The organism is Microbacterium oxydans, assembly GCF_000956525.1.
Lineage (GTDB): Bacteria > Actinomycetota > Actinomycetes > Actinomycetales > Microbacteriaceae > Microbacterium > Microbacterium oxydans_A.
Genome location: NZ_JYIW01000022.1, coordinates 41,697 through 64,800, shown reverse-complemented (window position 1 = coordinate 64,800; position 23,104 = coordinate 41,697). Strand labels below are relative to the sequence as shown.

28 protein-coding genes are annotated in these 23,104 nt (G+C 67.3%); 22 read left to right on the top strand and 6 right to left on the bottom strand.

What is annotated here, in order from left to right; genetic code table 11:
• Positions 1 to 3: 3 nt before the first annotated feature.
• From rplF to rplQ, 15 genes are all read left to right on the top strand, one after another.
• On the top strand, positions 4 to 540 hold the full coding sequence (rplF, locus tag RS83_RS06665; protein ID WP_045278742.1) for a 50S ribosomal protein L6: 537 nt from the start codon (positions 4 to 6) through the stop codon (positions 538 to 540).
• Positions 541 to 542: 2 nt separating this feature from the next.
• Complete coding sequence (gene rplR / locus RS83_RS06660) at positions 543 to 902, top strand: 50S ribosomal protein L18 (RefSeq protein WP_029260926.1); 360 nt, start codon at positions 543 to 545, stop codon at positions 900 to 902.
• 20 nt (positions 903 to 922) lie between these two features.
• Complete coding sequence (gene rpsE, locus RS83_RS06655; protein WP_374197751.1) at positions 923 to 1,615, top strand: 30S ribosomal protein S5; 693 nt, start codon at positions 923 to 925, stop codon at positions 1,613 to 1,615.
• Entirely contained in the window at positions 1,615 to 1,800 is a 186-nt protein-coding gene (gene rpmD, locus RS83_RS06650) for a 50S ribosomal protein L30 (protein WP_042538783.1), read from the top strand. The genes rpsE and rpmD overlap by 1 nt, the downstream gene beginning before the upstream one ends.
• Positions 1,800 to 2,435: a 50S ribosomal protein L15 gene (gene rplO / locus RS83_RS06640; protein ID WP_052678921.1), complete on the top strand. Its 636-nt coding sequence runs from the start codon at positions 1,800 to 1,802 to the stop codon at positions 2,433 to 2,435. The genes rpmD and rplO overlap by 1 nt, the downstream gene beginning before the upstream one ends.
• Before the next feature lie 130 nt (positions 2,436 to 2,565).
• Positions 2,566 to 3,888 carry a preprotein translocase subunit SecY gene (secY, locus tag RS83_RS06635; protein WP_045278740.1) on the top strand — a complete coding sequence of 441 codons (1,323 nt, stop codon included), beginning with the start codon at positions 2,566 to 2,568 and terminating at the stop codon, positions 3,886 to 3,888.
• Positions 3,885 to 4,490, top strand: a complete 606-nt coding sequence (locus tag RS83_RS06630) for an adenylate kinase (RefSeq protein WP_045278739.1) — start codon at positions 3,885 to 3,887, stop codon at positions 4,488 to 4,490. Before secY ends, RS83_RS06630 begins: the two co-directional genes overlap by 4 nt.
• A 1-nt stretch (position 4,491) precedes the next feature.
• The gene (map, locus tag RS83_RS06625) at positions 4,492 to 5,343 is read left to right on the top strand and encodes a type I methionyl aminopeptidase (RefSeq protein ID WP_045278738.1); all 852 of its coding nucleotides are present in this window, start codon (positions 4,492 to 4,494) and stop codon (positions 5,341 to 5,343) included.
• Entirely contained in the window at positions 5,343 to 5,999 is a 657-nt protein-coding gene (locus RS83_RS06620; RefSeq protein WP_045278737.1) for a DsbA family protein, read from the top strand. The genes map and RS83_RS06620 overlap by 1 nt, the downstream gene beginning before the upstream one ends.
• A gap of 312 nt (positions 6,000 to 6,311) precedes the next feature.
• Complete coding sequence (gene infA, locus RS83_RS06615; protein ID WP_017201569.1) at positions 6,312 to 6,533, top strand: translation initiation factor IF-1; 222 nt, start codon at positions 6,312 to 6,314, stop codon at positions 6,531 to 6,533.
• A gap of 65 nt (positions 6,534 to 6,598) precedes the next feature.
• Positions 6,599 to 6,715, top strand: a complete 117-nt coding sequence (rpmJ, locus tag RS83_RS06610; RefSeq protein WP_005050492.1) for a 50S ribosomal protein L36 — start codon at positions 6,599 to 6,601, stop codon at positions 6,713 to 6,715.
• A 182-nt stretch (positions 6,716 to 6,897) separates the two neighbouring features.
• A complete protein-coding gene (gene rpsM, locus RS83_RS06605; protein ID WP_017829190.1) occupies positions 6,898 to 7,272 on the top strand; it encodes a 30S ribosomal protein S13 in 375 nt (124 codons plus the stop codon).
• Positions 7,273 to 7,303: 31 nt separating this feature from the next.
• A complete protein-coding gene (gene rpsK, locus RS83_RS06600) occupies positions 7,304 to 7,702 on the top strand; it encodes a 30S ribosomal protein S11 (RefSeq protein WP_017829189.1) in 399 nt (132 codons plus the stop codon).
• A 156-nt stretch (positions 7,703 to 7,858) separates the two neighbouring features.
• The gene (locus RS83_RS06595; protein ID WP_045278736.1) at positions 7,859 to 8,848 is read left to right on the top strand and encodes a DNA-directed RNA polymerase subunit alpha; all 990 of its coding nucleotides are present in this window, start codon (positions 7,859 to 7,861) and stop codon (positions 8,846 to 8,848) included.
• Between the two features lie 32 nt (positions 8,849 to 8,880).
• Positions 8,881 to 9,426 (top strand): 50S ribosomal protein L17, encoded by a 546-nt coding sequence (gene rplQ / locus RS83_RS06590; protein WP_045278735.1) that lies wholly within the window; start codon positions 8,881 to 8,883, stop codon positions 9,424 to 9,426.
• 73 nt (positions 9,427 to 9,499) lie between these two features.
• Here rplQ and RS83_RS06585 read toward each other — a convergent pair whose 3' ends face one another.
• On the bottom strand, positions 9,500 to 11,074 hold the full coding sequence (locus RS83_RS06585) for an AMP-binding protein (protein WP_045278734.1): 1,575 nt from the start codon (positions 11,072 to 11,074) through the stop codon (positions 9,500 to 9,502).
• Positions 11,075 to 11,285: 211 nt separating this feature from the next.
• Between RS83_RS06585 and RS83_RS06580 the strand changes: the two genes are divergently transcribed.
• The 5 genes from RS83_RS06580 to RS83_RS06560 are packed head-to-tail and all read left to right on the top strand — an operon-like array spanning position 11,286 to position 14,549.
• Entirely contained in the window at positions 11,286 to 12,086 is an 801-nt protein-coding gene (locus tag RS83_RS06580) for a sulfite exporter TauE/SafE family protein (protein WP_045278733.1), read from the top strand.
• A 40-nt stretch (positions 12,087 to 12,126) separates the two neighbouring features.
• Positions 12,127 to 12,573 carry an FAS1-like dehydratase domain-containing protein gene (locus RS83_RS06575; protein WP_045278732.1) on the top strand — a complete coding sequence of 149 codons (447 nt, stop codon included), beginning with the start codon at positions 12,127 to 12,129 and terminating at the stop codon, positions 12,571 to 12,573.
• Entirely contained in the window at positions 12,573 to 12,971 is a 399-nt protein-coding gene (locus RS83_RS06570) for a MaoC/PaaZ C-terminal domain-containing protein (RefSeq protein WP_045278731.1), read from the top strand. The genes RS83_RS06575 and RS83_RS06570 overlap by 1 nt, the downstream gene beginning before the upstream one ends.
• A gap of 13 nt (positions 12,972 to 12,984) precedes the next feature.
• A complete protein-coding gene (locus tag RS83_RS06565) occupies positions 12,985 to 14,115 on the top strand; it encodes a UDP-N-acetylmuramate dehydrogenase (protein WP_045278730.1) in 1,131 nt (376 codons plus the stop codon).
• A 32-nt stretch (positions 14,116 to 14,147) separates the two neighbouring features.
• Complete coding sequence (locus RS83_RS06560) at positions 14,148 to 14,549, top strand: VOC family protein (protein ID WP_045278729.1); 402 nt, start codon at positions 14,148 to 14,150, stop codon at positions 14,547 to 14,549.
• Positions 14,550 to 14,610: 61 nt separating this feature from the next.
• Here RS83_RS06560 and RS83_RS06555 read toward each other — a convergent pair whose 3' ends face one another.
• Entirely contained in the window at positions 14,611 to 15,828 is a 1,218-nt protein-coding gene (locus RS83_RS06555; RefSeq protein WP_045278875.1) for a pyridoxal phosphate-dependent aminotransferase, read from the bottom strand.
• 154 nt (positions 15,829 to 15,982) lie between these two features.
• On the bottom strand, positions 15,983 to 17,068 hold the full coding sequence (ald, locus tag RS83_RS06550) for an alanine dehydrogenase (protein WP_045278874.1): 1,086 nt from the start codon (positions 17,066 to 17,068) through the stop codon (positions 15,983 to 15,985).
• Between the two features lie 131 nt (positions 17,069 to 17,199).
• On the opposite strand from ald, the gene RS83_RS06545 reads away from it, so the two are divergent.
• Positions 17,200 to 17,709 carry an Lrp/AsnC family transcriptional regulator gene (locus RS83_RS06545; protein ID WP_045278728.1) on the top strand — a complete coding sequence of 170 codons (510 nt, stop codon included), beginning with the start codon at positions 17,200 to 17,202 and terminating at the stop codon, positions 17,707 to 17,709.
• A 151-nt stretch (positions 17,710 to 17,860) separates the two neighbouring features.
• Here RS83_RS06545 and RS83_RS06540 read toward each other — a convergent pair whose 3' ends face one another.
• The 3 genes from RS83_RS06540 to aceA form a co-directional block, all read right to left on the bottom strand.
• Entirely contained in the window at positions 17,861 to 18,295 is a 435-nt protein-coding gene (locus RS83_RS06540) for a hypothetical protein (protein ID WP_045278727.1), read from the bottom strand.
• Positions 18,296 to 18,405: 110 nt separating this feature from the next.
• Positions 18,406 to 20,061, bottom strand: a complete 1,656-nt coding sequence (gene aceB, locus RS83_RS06535; RefSeq protein ID WP_045278726.1) for a malate synthase A — start codon at positions 20,059 to 20,061, stop codon at positions 18,406 to 18,408.
• A gap of 20 nt (positions 20,062 to 20,081) precedes the next feature.
• A complete protein-coding gene (gene aceA, locus RS83_RS06530) occupies positions 20,082 to 21,422 on the bottom strand; it encodes an isocitrate lyase (protein WP_045278725.1) in 1,341 nt (446 codons plus the stop codon).
• A 149-nt stretch (positions 21,423 to 21,571) separates the two neighbouring features.
• Here aceA and RS83_RS06525 point away from each other — a divergent pair, with 149 nt between their 5' ends.
• Positions 21,572 to 23,086: a helix-turn-helix transcriptional regulator gene (locus RS83_RS06525; protein WP_269429880.1), complete on the top strand. Its 1,515-nt coding sequence runs from the start codon at positions 21,572 to 21,574 to the stop codon at positions 23,084 to 23,086.
• Positions 23,087 to 23,104 lie beyond the last annotated feature (18 nt).

Here is a 23,104-nt window from a genome sequence, read left to right as displayed (position 1 = left end):
GAAATGTCGCGTATTGGACGACTTCCCATCGACGTTCCCGCGGGCGTGACCATCTCGGTCGACGGCCGTGAGGTCGCGGTGAAGGGCCCCAAGGGTGAGCTCACCCTGACGGTGGCCAGCCCCATCGAGGTCGCGGTCGAGGAGAACCAGGTTCTGGTCTCCCGTCCCGACGACGAGCGTGAGTCGCGGTCGCTTCACGGCCTGACCCGCACGCTCATCAACAACAACATCATCGGCGTGACCCAGGGCTACACCAAGGGTCTCGAGGTCGTCGGAACCGGTTACCGCGTGGCGCAGAAGGGCAGCTCGGTCGAGTTCGCCCTCGGCTTCTCGCACCCGGTCCTCATCGACCCGCCCGCCGGTATCACGCTCACGGTCGAGGGCAACAACAAGCTCACCGTCAGCGGAATCGACAAGCAGGCTGTCGGCGAGGCAGCTGCCAACATCCGCAAGATCCGCAAGCCCGAGCCGTACAAGGGCAAGGGTGTGCGCTACGCCGGCGAGAACGTGCGTCGCAAGGCCGGAAAGAGTGGTAAGTAACCATGGCTCTCAAGTCAAAGTCTGACGCCCGCGCGCGTCGTCACGCCCGCCTTCGCAAGAAGGTCGTCGGCACCGAGGTGCGTCCGCGCCTCGTCGTCAACCGTTCGGCTCGCCACGTCTTCGTGCAGCTCGTCGACGACAGCAAGGGTCACACCGTGGCGTCGGCTTCGACGCTCGAGACCGACCTGCGCTCGCTCGAGGGCGACAAGACCGCCAAGGCACGCAAGGTCGGCGAGCTGCTCGCCGAGCGCGCGAAGGCCGCCGGCGTTTCCGAGGCAGTGTTCGACCGTGGTGGCAACCGCTACGCCGGTCGTGTCGCAGCCATCGCCGATGGCGCCCGTGAAGGGGGGCTGGCACTGTGAGTGACAACAAGGAGAACGAAGTGACCGAAACGGCTGCTGCCGCTCCTGAGGCGGCCGCTGTCGTCTCTGAGACGGCCGCCGGCACGACCCAGGCTGAGCCGGCTCGCGAGGGCCGCCGCGGTGGCGGTCGCGATCGCAACCAGGGTGGCGGACGTGACCGCAACTCGCGCGATCGTGGCGACAACCAGTTCCTGGAGCGCGTCGTCACCATCAACCGCGTCTCGAAGGTCGTGAAGGGTGGTCGTCGCTTCAGCTTCACCGCCCTCGTGGTCGTCGGTGACGGCAACGGTCTGGTCGGTGTCGGCTACGGCAAGGCACGAGAGGTCCCCCTGGCGATCTCGAAGGGTGTCGAAGAGGCCAAGCGCAACTTCTTCCGCGTTCCGCGCGTCGGCAGCACCATCCCGCACCCCGTGCAGGGTGAGGCCGCCGCTGGTGTGGTCCTGCTCCGTCCGGCTGCTGCCGGTACCGGTGTTATCGCCGGTGGTCCGGTTCGCGCCGTCCTCGAGTGCGCCGGCATCCACGACGTGCTGTCGAAGTCGCTCGGCTCGTCGAACACGATCAACATCGTGCACGCGACCGTTGCTGCCCTGAAGCAGCTCGAGGAGCCCCGTGCGGTCGCCGCACGTCGCGGCCTCGAGTTCGACCAGGTGGCTCCGGCGCGTCTGGTCCGCGCGGAGGCAGACGCCATCGCCGCACAGAAGGTAGGTGCCTGATGGCTGCGCGCCTCAAGGTCACACAGGTCAAGTCCAAGGTGAGCGAGAAGCAGAACCAGCGGGACACGCTGCGCAGCCTCGGTCTGAAGCGAATCGGTGACAGCACCGTTCGCCCCGACGACGCGCAGACGCGCGGGTACGTCAAGACCGTCGCCCACCTCGTCAAGGTTGAGGAGATCGACTAATGGCTGAGAAGAACGACGCCGTCGAGGCCGAGAAGGCCCCGAAGAAGGCTGCCGCTCCCAAGGCTGCCGCTGAGAAGAAGCCCGCAGCGAAGAAGGCACCGGCCAAGGCCGCCGCCTCCAACGCAACGGCTGACTCTGCGGCCAAGAAGCCCGCTGCCAAGAAGGCTGCGCCGAAGAAGGATGCTCCGGCATCCCGCCCCGGCGTGCTGAAGGTGCACCACCTGCGTCCCGTCCCGGGCGCCAACACCGCGAAGACCCGTGTCGGTCGCGGTGAAGGCTCCAAGGGTAAGACCGCTGGTCGTGGTACCAAGGGCACCAAGGCTCGCAACACCGTTCGCGTCGGCTTCGAGGGTGGGCAGATGCCTCTGCACATGCGCACCCCGAAGCTGCGCGGGTTCAAGAACCCGTTCCGCGTCGAGTACCAGGTCGTGAACCTGGAGAAGCTCGCGGAGCTGTACCCGAAGGGTGGCGATGTCACCATCAGCGACCTGGTCGCCAAGGGTGCCGTTCGCAAGAACGAGAAGGTCAAGGTTCTCGGAAACGGCGACATCGCCGTGAAGCTCACCGTCGCGGTCGACAAGGTCTCGGGTTCTGCCGAGCAGAAGATCGTGGCTGCTGGCGGATCCGTCAAGTAACCATCACACAAGAGGGGCCGGAGATTCTCCGGCCCCTCTTGTGCTTCGGTCTCCCGGCATGGCTGGGGTAGGTTACCCTGGTCATTCAGCCGTCCTTCGGGATTCGGCAACCTTTTCAGGAGGAACGTCCTTGTTTAGCGCCATCGCGCGGATCTTCCGCACGCCCGACCTGCGTCGGAAGATCGGTTTCACCCTGGCCATCGTGGCCATCTACCGTCTCGGGTCAAACGTCCCTGCTCCGTTCGTGAACTTCCCGAACGTCGAGCAGTGCCTCGCGCAGAACCAGGGCGCTGACGGACTCCTGGGACTGGTCAATCTCTTCTCCGGCGGTGCGCTGCTCCAGCTGTCGATCTTCGCGCTCGGTGTGATGCCGTACATCACCGCGACGATCATCACCCAGCTGCTCCGCGTCGTCATCCCGCACTTCGAGGCGCTGCACAAGGAGGGGCAGGCCGGCCAGGCCCGCCTGACCCAGTACACGCGCTACCTGACGATCGCCCTCGCGCTGCTGCAGTCGACGACGCTCGTCACGGTCGCCCGCAGCGGGCAGCTGTTCGGTGCATCCGACGTCGCGGCCTGCCAGAACCTACTCACGAACGATGTGTGGTGGGCGCAGTTGCTCATCATCATGGCGATGACCGCCGGCACCGGCCTCATCATGTGGTTCGCCGAGCTCGTCACCGAGCGCGGTATCGGCAACGGCATGTCGCTCCTCATCTTCACCTCGATCTCGGCCACGTTCCCCGGCGCGATGTGGATGATCTGGGAGAGCCGCGGCTTCGAGACCTTCCTGTTGGTGCTGCTGGTCGGCATCATCGTGATGGGCCTCGTGGTGTTCGTCGAGCAGTCGCAGCGACGGATCCCGGTGCAGTACGCCAAGCGCATGGTCGGACGCCGCACATACGGCGGCACGAACACCTACATCCCGATCAAGGTGAACATGGCGGGTGTGATCCCCGTGATCTTCGCCTCGTCGCTGCTGTACATCCCTGCGCTCATCGCGCAGTTCAACACCCCGCAGGACGGCTCGACGCCGGCTGCGTGGGTCACCTGGGTCAGCGCGAACTTCACCACCGGAAACCACCCGATCTACATGCTGGCGTACTTCCTGCTGATCATCGGGTTCACCTACTTCTACGTCGCGATCACGTTCAACCCCGTCGAGGTCGCCGACAACATGAAGAAGTACGGCGGGTTCATCCCCGGCATCCGTGCCGGTCGACCGACCGCCGAGTACCTCGACTACGTCCTGACGCGCATCACGCTCCCTGGATCCATCTACCTGGGTCTGATCGCGTTGATCCCGCTGATCGCCCTCGCCACGGTCGGCGCCAACCAGAACTTCCCGTTCGGCGGCGCGTCCATCCTGATCATCGTGGGTGTCGGTCTCGAGACGGTCAAGCAGATCGACGCGCAGCTGCAGCAGCGCCATTACGAAGGGCTTCTTCGATGACGACATCCGCACGTCTCCTGATCGTCGGCCCGCAGGGCTCCGGGAAGGGCACGCAGGGTGTCCGCATCGCTGAGTCCTACGGCATCCCGGTCGTCTCGACCGGCGACATCTTCCGCGCGAACATCAAGGAGGGGACGCCGCTCGGCCAGCAGGTCACGCAGATCCTCGACAAGGGCGACCTCGTGCCGGACGAGCTGACCAGCGAGATCGTGCGCGACCGTCTGTCGCAGGATGACGCGGAGAACGGGTTCCTGCTCGACGGGTACCCGCGCAACACCGCGCAGGTGGCGCACCTGGAGTCGTTCCTGGCCGAGCGCGGGTCTGCGCTCGACGCGGTGATCCTGCTCGACGTGCCCCGCGAGGAGAGCCTGGAGCGTCTGACGCTCCGCGCCACCGAGCAGGGACGATCGGATGACACCCCGGAGGCCATCGGCCACCGCCTCGACATCTACGAACGCGAGACCGCTCCGATCCTCGAGGTCTACGGTGCCAAGGGCATCGTCGACCGCATCGACGGGGTTGGGTCGCTCGACGAGATCACCTCGCGCATCGCCGAGGCGCTTGCCGCTCGCGGCCTGCGCCCGGCAGTCTCCGCTTCCTGAGATGTTCCGCCGGTCGATCTACAAGACCCCGGCTCAGCTGCGGTCCATGGTGCAGCCAGGGTTGATCACGGCGGCGGCGCTCGACGCCGTGCGTCCGCTGATCCGTCCCGGGGTCACCACGCTGGAGCTGGATGCGGCCGCGAACGCCGCGATCATCGCCCGCGGCGCCGAGTCGAACTTCCAGCTGGTACGCGGCTATCACCACACGATCTGCGTCTCGGTCAACGAGCAGGTCGTGCACGGCATCCCGGGGGAGCGCGTGCTGCAGGCCGGCGACATCGTCTCAGTCGACTGCGGTGCGCAGTTCGAGGGCTGGAACGGCGACAGCGCTGTGACCTTCGTCGTGCCCGACCCTGAGCGTCCCGAACTCGTCGCACGACGCGAGGAGCTCTCCCGCGTCACTGAGGGATCCATGTGGGCCGGCATCGCTGCCATGGCGTCTGCGAACCACATCGGCGAGATCGGTGCCGCCATCCAGGCGTACATCGAGGCGCAGGGCCCGTCGGAGGTGTCGGGGGAGACCTACGGCATCCTCCGTGAATATGTCGGTCACGGCATCGGACGCAAGATGCACGAGGCGCCCAGCGTCTTCAACTACCGCACCCCCGACCCCGGCGCCGAGATCAAGCCCGGCCTCGTGCTGGCGATCGAGCCCATGGTCACGGCGGGTGGTGAGGCCACGTTCATCGAGGACGACGACTGGACCGTCACGACCGTCGATGGCACTGATGGCTCACATTGGGAACATAGCGTGGCCCTGCATGATGGGGGTATCTGGGTGCTGACCGCGCCCGATGGTGGAAGAGCCGGACTCGCCCCGTTCGGGGTCGAGCCTCGAGAGATCGGAAAGTAATGGCAGCGGCGAAGAGCAACACCAACTGGTTCGCGATCGGTGTCTCGGCCGCTGTGGTCGTGGTGCTGGTGGTTCTCGGTGGACTCGTGGTGTTCCTGAACAACCAGGCGACCGCTCCCGGCCCGACGCCAGACGGCGCTCTGATCAGCCAGGAGACCGGCGCGATCACCGTCGGCAAGGGCGATAAGACGATCGACACGTACATCGACTTCATGTGCCCGATCTGCGGCCAGTTCGAAGAGGCGTACGGTGAGCAGCTCCAGACGGCAGCCGCGAACGACGAGATCACACTCAATATCCACCCAATCGCGATCCTCGACTTCCGCTCGACCACCGAGTACTCGTCCCGCTCCGCGGCAGCCATGTATTGCGTCGCGGAGAATGACCCTGATGCGGCGATCCCGTTCATGAACCTGCTGTTCAAGAACCAGCCCGCAGAGGGCTCGGCTGGCCTCGACGACAACCAGCTCGCGTCCTACGCCGAGCAGGCAGGTGCCACGAAGTCGGCGGACTGCATTGCCGACAAGGAGTACATCAAGTTCCCCGTCGCTCAGGCGAAGGAACATGAGATCAAGGGCACGCCGACCATCGAGATTGATGGAAAGCGCATCGAGAACACAGAAATTGCGACAGAGTTCGCGAAGATCTTCGGTTGATGCCGGTTCGCTGAAGTCGCCGCGGTCTCGGGAACGAACATCAGGCCCAAGACCGCCAATAACCCTCGATAGGTCTGCTCTTCGCGCGGAGTAGTCTCTTCCGCTTCGACTCTGTGGCGCGCGATGGCGGCCCTGCCGAGCACCATGACAGAGATGCCGAGCTCGACCGCTGCTGAGTTGCCCGATGGCCACAGAGGGACTACGATAGATCTTTGGTGCTTTGTGCCTTGATTCGGCGTGTCCGGCGGTGCAGCATCACAAACCCAATCACCCACCGCAGATCGACCGGTCTGCAGAAGCGTCAGCGAGGCTATGGCTAAGAAAGACGGTGTCATCGAGATCGAGGGCGTGATCTCCGAGGCTCTCCCCAACGCGATGTTCCGCGTTGAACTGAGCAACGGACACAAGGTCCTTGCAACGATCTCCGGCAAGATGCGGCAGAACTACATCCGCATCATCCCCGAAGACCGCGTGGTCGTGGAGCTCAGCCCCTACGACCTCACTCGCGGCCGTATCGTCTACCGCTACCGCTAGCCGGTCGAGAAGTAACGGCCTGCCTCGGTCTCGGGGCGGTACGAAGACAGCGAACAGGAAACATCATGAAGGTCAACCCCAGCGTCAAGCCCATCTGCGATCACTGCAAGGTGATCCGCCGTCACGGCCGCGTCATGGTGATCTGCAAGAGCAACCCGCGTCACAAGCAGCGCCAGGGCTAAGCACCTGCGCTGCGCGGCACTGCTCGCGCACATCTCACAACTGAATACACAGACGGCAGGATCAGACGCCTCGACAGGCACAGCGACCCAGTGGGGGAGCTGCGCACATCGGGGCTGACACCTCGGGCGGAGGCCCGGGCACCGATCCTGTTCCACACCTCCACAACATCCAGGAGAACCGCATGGCACGTCTTGCCGGCGTTGACATCCCGCGCGACAAGCGCGTGGTGATCGCCCTTACCTACATCTACGGCGTCGGCCGTACCCGCTCGGTCGAGATCCTCAAGGCAACTGAGATCGACGAGAGCATCCGCGTGAAGGACCTCAGCGACGACCAGCTGATCGCCCTCCGCGACCACATCGAAGGCAACTACAAGGTGGAGGGTGACCTGCGCCGCGAGGTTGCAGCAGACATCCGCCGCAAGGTCGAGATCGGCTCCTACGAGGGCATCCGCCACCGTCGTGGTCTCCCGGTCCGTGGTCAGCGCACCAAGACCAACGCCCGTACCCGCAAGGGCCCGAAGCGCACCGTCGCAGGCAAGAAGAAGGCCCGCTAAGCGCGGCCTCAGGGACTAGGAGAACACTTTCATGGCTGCACCCAAGGCCGCCGCGCGCAAGCCGCGCCGCAAGGAAAAGAAGAACATCGCGCTGGGCCAGGCCCACATCAAGTCGACGTTCAACAACACGATCGTCTCGATCACGGACCCGTCCGGCGCGGTCATCGCGTGGGCATCGTCCGGTGGCGTGGGCTTCAAGGGCTCCCGCAAGTCGACCCCGTACGCCGCCGGAATGGCTGCCGAGTCCGCTGCCCGTCAGGCTGCGGAGCACGGTGTCAAGAAGGTCGACGTCCTCGTGAAGGGTCCGGGCTCCGGCCGCGAGACCGCGATCCGTTCGCTCCAGGCCGCAGGCCTCGAGGTCGGCTCGATCCAGGATGTCACCCCGCAGGCGCACAACGGCTGCCGTCCGCCGAAGCGTCGCCGCGTCTGATCCGGCTCGGTGAGCCGCTCACCCTTCGACAGGCTCGTTGAGCCGACGTCTGAGGGTCGAGCGGCTCTCCGCCCGCATGCGGGCATCGACTTCCACAACTCAAGACCTCACCAACCACATGTCATATAGCGGTCATGTGATCGAAAGGAACACAGAGTGCTTATTGCACAGCGTCCCACACTCACCGAGGAAAAGATCGTCGAGAACCGGAGCCGGTTCATCATCGAGCCTCTGGAGCCCGGCTTCGGATACACGATCGGCAACGCGCTGCGTCGCAGCCTGCTGTCGTCGATCCCCGGCGCCGCTGTCACCAGCGTTCGCATCGACGGTGTGCTGCATGAGTTCAGCACCATCCCCGGCGTGAAGGAGGATGTCACCGAGATCATCCTCAACATCAAGGGCCTGGTCGTCTCCTCGGAGCGCGACGAGCCCATCACCGCGTACCTGCGCAAGACCGGTTCCGGCGAAGTGACCGCCGCTGACATCTCGGCTCCGGCCGGTGTCGAGGTGCACAACCCCGAGCTCGTCATCGCGACGCTCAACGACACCGCGAAGTTCGAGCTCGAGCTCACGATCGAGCGTGGCCGTGGCTACGTCTCGGGCACGCAGAACCGCAACGAGTACGCCGAGGCCGGTCAGATTCCGATCGACTCGATCTACTCGCCCGTCCTGAAGGTCAGCTACCGCGTCGAGGCGACTCGTGCCGGTGAGCGCACCGACTTCGACAAGCTCATCCTCGACGTCGAGACCAAGAACAGCATCGTCCCGCGCGATGCCGTCGCTTCGGCCGCCAAGACGCTGACCGAGCTGTTCGGCCTCGCCCGAGAGCTGAACGTCGAGGCCGAGGGCATCGAGATCGGTCCGGCGCCGGTGGAGGCAGTGAACTCCAGCGAGCTGTCGATGCCGATCGAAGACCTCGACCTGTCGGTCCGCTCGTACAACTGCCTGAAGCGTGAGGGCATCAACACCGTTTCCGAGCTCGTCGCCCTGTCGGAGACGCAGCTCATGAACATCCGCAATTTCGGCCAGAAGTCGGTCGACGAGGTGCGCGACAAGCTCATCTCGCTCGGTCTGTCGCTCAAGGATTCGGTGCCCGGTTTCGACGGCGCCCACTTCTACGGCGGCAGCGAAGACGAGTCCTTCTGAACCCCGACCTTCTGACCAGGAGTTAGACGATTATGCCCAAGCCCACCAAGGGTCCCCGCCTCGGAGGCGGCCCCGCCCACGAGCGCCTCATGCTTGCCAACCTCGCAGCGGCGCTCTACACCCACAAGTCGATCAAGACGACCGAGACCAAGGCCAAGCGCCTGCGTCCGCTCGCCGAGCGTCTGATCACCTTCGCCAAGCGTGGCGACCTGCACGCGCGTCGTCGCGTGCTCGCCGTCATCGGCGACAAGAGCGTCGTGCACACGCTCTTCGCTGAGATCGCTCCGCTGGTCGCTGACCGTGAGGGTGGCTACACCCGCATCACGAAGGTCGGCAACCGCAAGGGTGACAACGCCCCCATGGCAGTGATCGAGCTCGTTCTCGAGCCCGTCACGCCGAAGGCGAAGTCGGCCAAGAAGACCGCTGCCGCTGAGAAGCCGGCAAAGGTCGAGGAAGCCCCCGCCGAGGAGGCTCCCGTCGAGGAGGCTCCCGCCGAGGACGCTGCCGACGCCGGTGCCGAGTCGCAGGCCGAGGGCGAAGCAGCCGAGGCTGCCGCCGAGGACGCTGTCGAGAAGTAAGCACTCTCATCACGACGAAGCCCGCCGCCCCTTCCGGGGTGGCGGGCTTCGTCGTTCTCCGGAGCCGCGGGGGTCAGCGCGAGCGGAGGTCCTTGCGCAGGATCTTGCCGGACGCCGACTTCGGGATCGCCTCGATGAACTCCACCTGCCGGACCTTCTCGTGCGGCGCGACGCGTGCGGCGACATGGGCCATGACAGCATCCGCGTCGAGCTCCGCGCCCTGCTGCACCACGACGAACGCCTTCGGCACCTCCTGACCGTCGTCGTCGGATGCACCGATGACTGCGGCATCCGCGATCGAAGGATGCTCCAGCAGCACCGCTTCGAGCACGGCGGGCGCGACCTGATAGCCCTTGTACTTGATGAGCTCCTTCAGACGGTCGACGATGCGGAAGATCCCATCGTGCGTCACCGTCGCGACGTCGCCCGTGTGCAGCCAGCCGTCGCCGTCGAGCATCTCGGCGGTCGCGTCCGGGCGGTTCAGGTAGCCCTTCATCACCTGGGGGCCGCGGATCAGGATCTCGCCGGGCTCGCTGACGCCCTCGGTGGGCGCTTCGACGTCACGGCCCGTCTCGGAGTCGACCAGCCTGGCCTCGGTGCCGGCGAGGAGCAGCCCGACGCTCGAGCGGTCCAGGTCGTCTCGGTCTGCGGGGATCGCGTGCGTCACCGGGCTCGTCTCGGTCATGCCGTAGCCCTGGCAGACCGTGCAGTGCAGACGTGTCGCGACCGCAGACGCGAGTGCGCCGTCGAGGGGCGCGGCGCCGGAGAAGATCACCTTGATCGACGACAGGTCGTACTGGTCGACGAGCGGATGCTTCGCCAGGGCGACCGCGATCGGCGGTGCGATGAACACCCAGGTCGTCCGATGCTCTGCCACGACCCTGAGGAAGTCGGTGAGGTCGAACCTCGGCATGGTGACGAGCGCAGCGCGCTGGCGAAGTGCGAAGTTCAGCAGCACGGTCATGCCGTAGATGTGGAAGAAGGGGAGCACTGCGAGCACGCGGTCGTCGTCGGCGAGTGAGATCGTCGAGCGGCACTGGCTGACGTTGGCGACCAGGTTGCGGTGCGTCAGCATCACGCCCTTCGGGCGGCCGGTCGTGCCGGAGGAGTACGGCAGCACTGCGAGGTGCTCGGCCGGGTCGAACGACACCTCCGGAGCCGGGTGGCCTTCGCCGAGGAGTGCGGGGAGAGAGGGATGCCCGTCGGCGCCGTCGAGCACGATGAGATGGTCGGCCGCGATGCCGACCTTCTCGGCTGCCGCCTGCGCGCCTGGGAGCAGTGGTGACACGGTGACCAGCCAGTCGGCCTCGGCGTCGGTGAGCTGGTTGGCGATCTCGTCGGGTGTGTAGAGCGAGTTGATGGTGGTTGCGGTGGCGCCGGCGCGGAGGATGCCGTGGAAGACCGTCGCGAAGGCGGGGATGTTCGGGCAGAGCACGCCGACCCGGGTGCCGACGCCGACCCCGCGCGCTGCGAGCGCGCCCGCGAAGAGCTCGATCTGGCCGATGAGCTGGCGGTACGTGGTCTCGGCGCCGCTGGTGCCGTCGATCAGTGCGACGGCGTCGAGTCTGGCTTCGTCGAGGTCGCCGAACAGGAAGTCGAAGACGGAGACGTCGGGGATCTCCACATCGGGGAACGTGCTGCGAACCATGAGATCTCCTTCGATCCGGCCGGAGACCGCGTCGTCCCCGGGAGTGGGATCAAGTGTCGCATAGTCGGGGACTGCGTCCCAGGGGTCATCGAGGATTCGTGTGGGAACGGATGCAGAGCCTCGCCGCCTGAGCGCGAGACGGGACGAACGCGGTGCGGGAGTAGGCTGGGATCGGTGCGGCCTTCGTCGGGTCGCGTGGGAGGAACGAAGCGTGAACGACGTCGCCACCGGTCTGCATCGGGGCCCGCGAGCATACGCGGCCTTCATCGGGATCGGCCTTCTCGCCGGGCTCCTCTCCGGCCTGTTCGGCGTCGGAGGCGGCACGGTGATCGTGCCCCTGCTCGTCCTGTTCCTGCACTTCGATCAGCGCCTCGCCGCGGGCACCTCGCTCGCCGCGATCGTGCCGACCGCGAGCGTCGGCGTGATCTCGTACGCTGCGTCCGGTTCGGTCGCCTGGATCCCGGCGCTGATCCTCGCCGCCGGCGCAGTGGTCGGCGCGCAGATCGGCACCCGCCTGCTGCCTCGGATCTCGCAGACCGCGCTGCGATGGGGCTTCGTCGGCTTCCTCGTCGTCGTGATCGTCACGCTGTTCCTCGTCGTCCCCTCTCGCGATGCCGTGTTCGAACTCACCTGGCTCACCGGCGTCGCCCTGGTCGCGGTCGGTGTGGGGACCGGCGTCCTGGCTGGACTCATCGGCGTCGGCGGCGGAGTGATCGTGGTGCCGGTGCTGATGCTCGTCTTCGGCACCAGCGACCTCGTCGCGAAGGGCACCTCGCTGCTCATGATGATCCCGACCGCGATCTCCGGAACGATCGGCAACATCCGTCATCGCAACGTCGACCTGCTGGCCGGCGCGATGATCGGCATCGCTGCCTGCACGACCACGGCCCTTGGCGCATGGATCGCGACCATCGTCGACCCCTCCGTCGGCAACGTGCTGTTCGCGGCATACCTCGTCGTGATCGCAGTGCAGATGGCGCTCAAGGCGATCCGCGGTCGCAAGAAGGGCTGACCGGAGCGCGGGTGTCGGCTGCCCTCGGTAGGATCGAGGGGTGGCAGTGAACCCAGAACTGGTCGGCCGGGAGTTCCCGCCGACGCCCCCGTATCTCGTCGGACGAGAGAAGGTCCGCGAGTTCGCTCGCGCCGTCTTCGCCGATGCCCCGCAGCACACCGACGTCGAGGCGGCCCGCGCGGCCGGATTCGCCGACGTCGTCGCGCCGCCGACCTTCGCGATGGTGGTCCAGGATCAGACGCTGCAGCAGCTGCTCGCCCTCGACGACTCCGGCATCGTGCTCGCGCGCACGATCCACGCCGAGCAGCGCTTCACGTATTCGCGTCCGATCGTGGCCGGTGACGAGCTCGTCGGGCAGCTGAAGGTCACCGGCATCCGCACGATGGGTGGCAACGCGTTGATCACCAGCGAGGCCGAGATCACCGACGTCGACGGTGCTCATGTCGTGACCGCGACCAGCGTGCTGCTGGTCGGAGAGGGGGAGTGATGGCCTACGCAGTCGGAGACACGATCGCCGCGCGCACCGTGCACCTCGATCGGGAATCGCTCGTGCGCTACGCCGGTGCCTCCGGAGACTTCAACCCCATCCACTACCGCGATGACATCGCGGCGTCCGTCGGGCTTCCCGGCGTGCTCGCGCACGGCATGTTGACGATGGGCATCGCCTCATCGGTCGTCGTGGCCGCCCTCGAGCCGGGCACGCGGATCCTCGATTACGGCGTCCGCTTCACCAAGCCCGTCGTGGTCGACCCAGTCGACGGCGCCGACGTGCACGTGCTCGCGACCGTCGGCGCGGTCGACGGCGAGTCTGCTCGCATCGATCTGAAGGTCACGTTCGACGAGACCACTGTGCTCGTCAAGGCGCAGCTGCGCGTCGCCGTCTGATGGGCGTCGTCTGATGCGCGAGATCGAGCCGATCCGTCTCGCCGAGCTCACGACGTTGCGCACCGGCGCCGCCCCCGAGCGGATGCAGGAGGCGCACACCACCGAGGGCCTCGTCGAAGCGCTGCGCGACACGTGGTCCCGCGGAGACGACTGGTTCGTGCTCGGCGGCGGATCGAATCTGTTCGTCGGCGACGAGCCGTTCGAGGGCACCGTCATCCGGGTGCTGACCGAGGGCATCGAAGAGCTGCCCTCTCCGCACGCAGGGCGCGTCCGTCTCAGGGCCCAGGCAGGACACGGGTGGGACGCGCTCGTCGCCTACGCGGTCGAGCACGGCTACGCGGGCCTCGAAGCGATGTCAGGCATCCCGGGCACCGTCGGCGCCGCGCCGGTGCAGAACATCGGTGCCTACGGTCAGGAGATCCAGGAGACGCTGGTCGAGGTCGAGCTGATCGACGAGAGCACCGGCGAGATCTCGACCGTGCCGGCATCCGAACTCGGTCTCGGCTTCCGCACCTCCGTGCTCAAGCACCACTACGGCAGCGTGCCGGAGCGACGTGCCGTGATCCTGTCGGCCACGGTCGACCTGGTGGTCGCGAGCGAGCGCATCGTGCGAGGCGAACAGCTGCGACGGGCACTCGGACTCTCCGACGACACTCCCGTGCCGCTCGCCTGGGTGCGCGACCGCATCCTCGCGACCAGGGCGTCGAAGGGCATGCTGCTCGACGAGAACGACCCGGACACCCATGGCGTCGGCTCGTTCTTCCAGAACGCGATCGTGCCGGAGGGCGTGGCGCGCGCACTGCCGCCGGAGTGCCCGCGCTGGCCGGTCGCGCCGGATCTCGACGCCGTGACCGTGATCCCGCTCGCGACGTACGAGGGGCTCGTCGAGGCGCCTCGACGCCAACCGGCAGACGTCAAGGTCAGCGCCGCCTGGCTCATCGAGCAGGCCGGCATCCGCAAGGGTTTCAAGCTGCCGCAGTCGCGCGCATCGGTGTCGACCAAGCACGCGCTCGCGCTGACGAACCGAGGAGGCGCGAGTGCCGCCGAGGTCGCGCAGCTCGCGCGCTTCATCCAGAGTCGCGTGCACGCCGAGTTCGGACTCGTGCTGCAGCCGGAGCCGGTGCTCGTCGACGTCGAACTCTGACGCGGTTCGAGCTCCGGGACTACACTCGCCGCATGAGTGGACTGACTCCGTACCTGCTGTTCCCCGGGAACGCGGCCGAGGCGATGCGGCACTACCAGTCCGTGTTCGGTGGCGAGCTGCGAATGTTCGACTACGCCCAGTTCGACCGGCACGACGGCCCCGCCGACGCGATCGCGCACGCGATGTTGGAAGGGGTCGTCGACCTCTCCGGCGCGGATGCAGGCATCGACGCGGATGCTGTGCAGATGAACGGCATGTTCTTCTCACTCCTCGGCACCGCCGACGCCTCGACGCTCACCGGCTGGTTCGCCGATCTCTCGGTCGGTGGACGCGTGATCGATCCGCTGCAGCGGCGCCCCTGGGGTGACTGGGACGGAATGCTCGTGGACCGCTACGGCATCCGCTGGCTGATCGGCTATCAGCCGGAATCCTGACGACACGACGAAGGCCCCCTCCGCAGACGACTGCGCGAGGGGGCCTTCTCGATTCGTGGGGTCAGGCGAACAGACGCTGGAGGCGCTGCACCCCTTCGAGGAGCGCATCGTCGCCGAGGGCGTAGGAGAGGCGGAGGTAGCCGCTCGGTCCGAACGCCTCACCGGGGACGACCGCGACCTCGGCCTGGTCCAGGATGAGGTCGGCGAGCTCGAGCGAGGTGGTCGGCGTCACGCCGCCCCAGGTGCGGCCGAGCAGGCCCTGCACATCGGGGTACACGTAGAACGCGCCGAGCGGGTTCGGGACCCGGACGCCGTCGATCTTCGACAGCTCAGCCACGATCAGGCGGCGGCGCCGGTCGAACGCCTGGCGCATCTGCTCGGCCTCGTCCTGCGGACCGTTCAGCGCGGCGATCGCCGCCTTCTGCGCGACGTTGTTCACGTTGCTCGACAGGTGCGACTGCAGGTTCGCGGCGATCTTGATGGCGTCCGCGGGGCCGACCATCCAGCCGACACGCCAGCCGGTCATCGCGTAGGTCTTCGCGACGCCGTTGACGAGGATCGTCTGACCCGCGACCTCGGGGACCGCCTCGACGATCGACGTCGCCTTGGTCGGGGTCCCTGAGCCTGTCGAAGGGTACGTGAGGTTCTGGTAGATCTCGTCGCTGATGACCCAGATGCCGTGCTCGAGCGCCCACTCGCCGATCGCCTTCGTCTCGTCGGCGGTGTAGACCGAGCCGGTCGGGTTCGACGGTGAGACGAAGACCAACGCGGTCGTGCGCTCGGTGCGGGCCGCCTCGAGCTGTTCGACGGTGACCTTGTAGTCCTGGTCGGCACCGGCGAAGACCTCGACCGGAGTACCGTCGGCGAGACGGATCGCCTCAGGATAGGTGGTCCAGTACGGCGCAGGCAGCAGCACCTCGTCGCCGGGGTTCACCACGGCCTGGAACGCCTGGTACACCGACTGCTTGCCGCCGTTGGTCACGATGACCTGGCTCGGCGAGACCTCGAGGCCCGAGTCGCGCAGTGTCTTCGCGGCGATCGCCTCGCGCAGTGCCGGGAGTCCGGCCGCCGGCGTGTATCGGTAGCTCGCGGGGTCGGCGAGTGCCTCGGCGGCGGCATCCACGATGAACTGCGGCGTCGAGAAGTCCGGCTCGCCCGCCGCATACGAGATCACGGGCTTGCCCTCGGCCTTGAGAGCCTTCGCCTTGGCATCGACCTTGAGGGTCGCGGATTCGGCGATCGCGGACAGTTTGCGGGAGAGAGGAGCTCGTTCGGTCACGACTACGAGCGTACCCGGGTGGACACGCACCGCGCAGGGAATGACGCCCGATCGAGCGAGGAGTCAGAACACGCCGCGCCGGGCGGAGCCGGCGCGGCGTGTTCTGACCCCTCACGGGTCGGAGGGGGAGGGAGGAGCGAGGGAACGCAGGGGGTCAGAGGCCGTGCGCCTGAGCGACGGCATCGAGCATGATGCGGCCGCCGTGCACATTCAGGCCCTTCGCGAGTGCGGCGTCGTCGGCTGCGGCACGGTCCCAGCCCTTGCCGGCGATCGCCGAGACGTAGGGCAGTGTCGCATTGGTGAGCGCACGCGTTGCGGTCTCGGGCACGGCGCCCGGCATGTTCGCGACGCAGTAGTAGATCGAGTCGTGCACCGCGAACGTCGGGTCGTCGTGCGTGGTCGGGCGCGAGCCCTCGAAGCATCCGCCCTGGTCGATCGCGATGTCGACCAGCACCGAGCCGGGCTTCATGGTGGCGACCATGTCGTCGGTCACGAGCTTGGGCGCTGCGGCACCGGGGATCAGGACCGAGCCGATCACGAGGTCGGCGGTGGCGAGCTCCTCGGCGATGTCGTAGCGACTTGATGCGCGGGTCTCGAGTGCGCCGCCGTAGCGGTGCTCGAGCTCGCGCAGACGCGGCAGGGAGATGTCGATCACGGTGACCTTCGAGCCCAGGCCGAGTGCGTTCGCCGCAGCGTGCTCTCCGGCGACGCCGCCGCCGATCACGACGGTCTTCGCTCGCGGGGTGCCGGCGATACCGCCGAGCAGGGTGCCGCGGCCGCCGTTCGAGCGCAGCAGCGCGTACGAGCCCATCGTCACCGACAGACGTCCGGCGATCTCGCTCATCGGCACCAGCAGGGGCAGGCTTCGGTCGGGCAGCTGCACCGTCTCGTACGCCACCGCGGTGGTGCCGGCATCGACCAGCGCGGTGGTGAGGGCCCGGTCCGCGGCGAGGTGCAGATAGGTGAAGAGGGTGAGGTCGGGACGCAGGAAGCCGTACTCCTGGGCGATCGGCTCCTTGACCTTGATCAGCAGGTCGGCCGCAGCCCACACCTCGGCGGCGGAGTCGACGATCTCTGCGCCGACGGCGCGGTACGCGTCATCCGTGATGCTCGATCCCAGCCCTGCACCGGACTGCACGATCACCCGATGGCCCTCGTGCACCAGGCGGTCGGCGCCGGCGGGCGTCAGAGCGACCCGGTTCTCGTTGTTCTTGACCTCGGTCGGTACGCCGATCTTCATCGATCCTCCATGTGTCGTGTCCGTGAAGACTGCTGTCGCGTTCGTGAACACAGAATCGCAGAAACGTCGGTACTTCAACAGATTCCCTTGAGAAGATTCGGCTGCAGTCGAAATGCTGAATAATACTTCGTATGGATGAGGCAGATCGGGCCGCTGGGCCGAAGACTCTTCGGGCGCCGGCGCTCGACCCGATCGACGCGGAGATCGTGCGGCTGCTCAGTCGCGACGGACGGATGACGAACGCCGAGCTGGCCGGCACGCTCGGCGTCGCACCGTCGACCGCGCATGCGCGCCTGCGGTCGCTGATCGATCGCGGCGTGATCACGGGGTTCCACGCGAGCGTGGACGAGCGGATGCTGGGCGCCGGACTCCAGGCGATCATCGGCGTGACGCTGCGCCCGAGCGGGCGGCGGGAGAGCATCGTCGAGTTCGCGGAACGTGTGCGGGTCCTGCCGCAGGTGATCCAGGTGTTCTTCCTCGGCGGCGACGACGACTTCCTGCTCCACATCGCCGTGGCCGACTCGTCGGAGATGCGCGAGTTCGTGCTCGAGCATCTATCGGCGCAGAGCAGCGTCGCATCGACGCGCACGAGCATCGTCTTCGACTACCACCGCAACTCGGTGGCCGCGTCGTTCACCTGAGCGGTTCGCGGCCGGGGCGTTCATTCCGGTCGCACTTCGTGCTGCCCCGGCGGTCGCGGAGCGGCACGAACTGCGACCGGAACGACCCCGGCGTCCAGCGACCGGCACGAAGTGCGACCGGAGCGACCACGCAGCCGGCGATTCGACGCGGTCAGGCCCCGAAGGATGCCGGCAGGGCGCAGTAGTCCGCGAAGCGGCGGACCGGGTTGTCGGGATCGGTGACGTCGACGAGGGCGGATGCCACGCTGTGCGGCGGCTCATCGCCAGCGAGCTGCCACAGGGTGAAGTTCCAGATGCCTCGGGTTCCCTCGTCCATCAACGCGGCCGGACCGGAGACGAGCAGCACGCGCCCGTCCTGCGCTGCGGCACGGAAGGGCGCGATGATCTCGGCTCGCAACGCCTCGCCATCCCCATCCGCGGTGTGTGCGCGCTCGACCTGCTGGCCCGCCGCAGTCAGCGCGGCGGCGAGGTCGTCGGCCGTGCGGCGCGAGCGCTCGGCGTCCACTCCGGTCACCGCCAGGAGCCGATTGCCCCGCGGGTAGAGATGCAGGAACTCGCCGGCGATGTCGCCCCAGACGTCTGTCATGAGTCCAGCGTACGTCCGCGGCGGACCATCGGCTCCGGGTTCGGCAGACGCCGCCGAGCCCCCGATCGCGCCGCTGGATGCGAACGCGATCGGGGGCTCGTGGGGGAGTGTCAGTCTTCGTCGATCAGGTACTTCGAGTACGCGCCGAGGGTGAGGAATGCGGGGAACTCCTCGCGCAGCGACACCTCGCGGAAGATCTCCGCCGCGTCGTCGAACCGGTCGCCGGCGCTCCGCGTCGCCTGGGCGAGCACCTGGGAGATGAGTCCCTCGATGTACTCGGTCGTGATCGCGGTGCCGTCCTGCGTGCTGCGGTCCTGATGGATCCACTGCCAGACCTGCGAGCGGCTGATCTCGGCGGTCGCGGCATCCTCCATCAGGTTGTCGATCGCGACGGCACCCAGACCACGCAACCAGGCCTCGAGGTAGCGGATCGCGACCGACACGTTGTCGCGGACGCCCTGCGCCGTGATCGGGCGACCGATGTGCAGATCGAGCAGATCGGATGCCTGCACGCGAACGTCGTCGCGCTGGCGGTCGACCTGGTTCGGCCGGTCTCCGAGCACCGCATCGAATTCGGCCAGCGCTGTCGGGATCAGGTCGGGGTGTGCGACCCAGGTGCCGTCGAAGCCGTCGCCGGCCTCGCGCTTCTTGTCGGCGGCGACCTTCTCGATCGCCCGTGCCGTCGCCTCGGGGTCGCGGCGGTTGGGGATCGACGCGCTCATGCCGCCGATCGCGAATGCGCCCCGCTTGTGGCAGGTCTGCACGAGCAGGTCGGTGTACGCCCGCATGAACGGCACCGTCATGGTGACCTCGCTGCGGTCGGGGAGCACGAACCGTGCCCCGCGGCCGCGGTAGTTCTTGATGATCGAGAAGATGTAGTCCCAGCGCCCTGCGTTCAGGCCGGCGCAATGGTCGCGCAGCTCGTACAGGATCTCGTCCATCTCGAACGCGGCGGGAAGCGTCTCGATCAGCACGGTCGCCCTGACCGTGCCGTGCGGGATGCCGATGTACTCCTCGCTGAACGAGAAGACGTCATCCCAGAGCTTGGCCTCTTCGCTGGACTCGATCTTGGCGAGGTAGAAGTACGGCCCGCGGCCGCCGTCGATCAGCGCCTGCGCGTTGTGCAGGAAGTAGAGCCCGAAGTCGACCAGGGAGCCGGATGCCGAGGTGCGGCGCCCTGCGCGGTCGATGAAGGAGATGTGCTTCTCCGGCAGGTGCCAGCCGCGCGGACGCATCACGATCGTCGGCGTGCGGTCCGCCGTGACGCGGTACTCCTTGCCCTCGGGAGAGGTGAACGAGAGTTCGCCCCGGATGGCGTCGCGCAACGACAGCTGACCCTCGATGACGTTCTTCCAGGTGGGGCTCGTGGCGTCCTCCTGATCGGCGAGCCAGACCCGCGCGCCCGAGTTCAGCGCGTTGATCGTCATCTTCGGGTCTGTCGGACCGGTGATCTCGACGCGGCGGTCCTCGAGTCCAGGGCCGGCTCCGGCGACGCACCACTCGGTGTCATCGCGGATGTGCGCGGTGTCGTCGCGGAACCGCGGGTCGTGACCGTTGCCGATCTCGAAGCGGCGACGCATGCGGTCGGCGAGCCGGTCATGGCGACGCGAGGCGAAGCGGTGGTGCAGCTCGGTGAGGAAGGCGATCGCTCCGGGGGTGAGGATCTCGTCGTAGCGGTCGCGCAGAGCGCCGTTGACCTCGATCGCCGGACCCTGCTGGGTCGTCTGGATCGGAGCCGTGGTCGGGGGAGCGGTGGGAGTGGTCATGATCGTGGTCCTTTGCGAAATCAGTGGAACTGCGCGGTCTCGGTGGAGCCGGCGAGGGCGAGGGTCGCGCTGTCGGGGTTGAGCGCAGTGGAGATGACGTCGAAGTAGCCGGTGCCCGCCTCGCGCTGGTGCTTGGTGGCGGTGTAGCCGTCTGCTTCAGCGGCGAACTCGGCTTCCTGCAGCTCGACGTATGCGCTCATGGCGCGATCGGCGTAGCCGCGGGCGAGGTCGAACATCGAGTAGTTCAGGGCGTGGAAGCCGGCGAGGGTGATGAACTGGAACTTGTAGCCCAGGTCGGCGAGCTCCTGCTGGAACGTCGCGATCTCGGCATCCGAGAGGTGGCGCTTCCAGTTGAAGCTCGGTGAGCAGTTGTAGGCGAGGAGCTTGCCGGGGAACTGCTCGTGGATGGCCGCCGCGAACGACCGGGCGAGCTCGATGTCCGGCTCGCCGGTCTCGACCCACAGCAGGTCTGCATACGGGGCGAAGGCGAGCCCGCGGCTGATGACCGACTCGATGCCGGGGCGGATGCGGTAGAACCCCTCGGTCGTGCGCTCGCCGGTGGTGAACGCCTGGTCGCGCTCGTCGACATCGCTGGTGAGCAGGTCGGCGGCGAGGGCATCCGTGCGGGCGATGATGACGGTGGGGACGCCGGCGACGTCGGCTGCGAGGCGCGCCGCGTTCAGGGTGCGGATGTGCTGCTGCGTCGGCACGAGCACCTTGCCGCCGAGGTGGCCGCACTTCTTCTCGCTCGCCAGCTGGTCCTCCCAGTGGATGGCTGCAGCTCCCGCCTGGATCAGCGACTGCGCGAGCTCGTAGGCGTTCAGCGGTCCGCCGAAGCCGGCCTCGGCGTCGGCGACGATCGGGGCGAGCCAGTCCTGGGTGATCTCACCCGTGCCGCTCATGGCCTCGGCGTGCTCGAGCTGGTCCTGGCGGATCAGGGCGTTGTTGATGCGGCGGACCACCGCCGGCACCGAGTTCGCGGGGTACAGCGACTGGTCGGGGTAGGTCTGACCGGCGAGGTTGCCGTCGGCCGCGACCTGCCAGCCGGAGAGGTAGATCGCCTTGAGCCCTGCGCGCACCTGCTGCACGGCCTGGCCGCCGGTGTACGCGCCGAGGGCCCGCACGTAGTCCTCGGTGTGCAGCAGATTCCAGAGGTTCTCGGCGCCACGGTGGGCGAGCGTCGACTCCTCACGGACCGAGCCGCGGATGCGGATGACGTCGTCGGCCGTGTATGTGCGCTCGACGCCGTCCCACCGAGGATCCGTCTCCCAGATCTCCTGGAGCTCGGCAGCCGTCTGCACCTGGTCGCCGGCGCGCAGGCCGGCTGGACGGGGTGCGTTGGTTCCTGCGGTGTTCGTCATGATGTCTCCTCGATGAGCGTGGATCGCTGGTCCTGTCGAAGCATCCAGCGGGTGGCGTGTTCCCACTGTGTGTGAAGTTCGGAGCATCCGATGACCGAATGTGCGGAGAAGATCGTAGGAAATTCTGTTTCTGTGACAGAATCGCCGGCATGACCCCTTCGACAGGCTCAGGGACCCAGGATCGCGGCTCAGGGACCCAGGATCGCGGCTCAGGAACCCTGCGCTCCGACGCGGAAGACGCCGACTCGCTCACGATCGGACGCCGCATCCGGCAGTTGCGGACCGCACGAGGCATGACCCTCGACGACCTCGCCGCGGCGGTCGATCGCGCGCCGAGCCAGATGTCGATGGTCGAGACCGGCAAGCGCGAGCCCAAGCTCACGCAGCTGCAGGCGATCGCTCGGGCGCTCGGCGTCACGATCGATGCGCTGCTCGAGGGCGAACCGCTCGACGAACGCAGCGCCGTGGAGATCGCGCTGGAACGAGCGATGAAGGGGCAGACCTTCCAAGCCCTCGGGATCGAGCCGTTCCGCATCGCGAAGAGCGTGCCGACGGATGCGCTGAAGGCGCTGCTCGCGCTGCACGGCGAGATCGATCGCCTCAAGGACGAGCGGGCGGCGACGCCGGAAGAGGCCCGCCGCGCGAACGTGGAGCTCCGGCACCTGATGCGCAGGCAGGACAACCACTTCGCCGACCTCGAGACCACGGCATCCGAGATCCTCGGTGCGGTCGGGCATCCTGGCGGACCGCTCACGCAGCGCACCGCATCCGAGATCGCGGCCTACCTCGGCTTCACCCTCCACTACGCACCGGACCTGCCGCAGACGACCCGCAGTGTCGCCGACCTCGCGCACGGCCGGCTGTACCTGTCGAGCCGGGTGCCGGCGAAGGGCGATGCCCGCACCGCGGTGCTGCAGGCGCTGTCGAGCCGCATGCTCGGGCATTCCGAGCCGCGCAGCTACGCCGAGTTCCTGCGCCAGCGGGTCGAGACGAACTACCTCACGGGTGCGCTGCTGATCCCCGAGGCGCACGTCGTGCCCGCGTTGAAGGACGCCAAGGCCCGCCGTTCGATCTCGATCGAGGATCTGCGCGACGCGTATTCGGTGTCGTACGAGACAGCGGCGCACCGGTTCACGAATCTGGCGACCCGGCACCTCGACATTCCGGTGCACTTCCTGAAGGTGCATGAGTCGGGCACGATCACGAAGGCGTACGAGAACGACGACGTGAACTTCCCGACCGATCGTCTCGGGGCGATCGAGGGCCAGATGTGCTGCCGCAAGTGGACGAGCCGCGTCGTGTTCGACGAGGACGACCGCTTCAACCCGTATTACCAGTACACCGACACCGGCAACGGCACCTACTGGTGTACCGCCCGGGTCGAGGCGTCCAGCGAGGGGCTGCATTCGGTGAGCGTCGGGGTGCGCTTCGCCGACACGAAGTGGTTCGTCGGTCGAGACACCCAGCATCGCGGCGTCTCGAAGCACTCCGTCGAGGTGTGCTGCCGCCGTGCTCCTGCGGATCTCGAGGACCGCTGGCGCGAGCACTCCTGGCCGAATGTGAAGACGCCGCGCACGCTGCTCGCGACGCTGCCGACCGGTGCGTTCCCCGGCGTCGACACGACGGACGTGTACGAGTTCCTGGAGGCGCACGCGCCCAGCTGACGTCGACTGCTTCCGCGG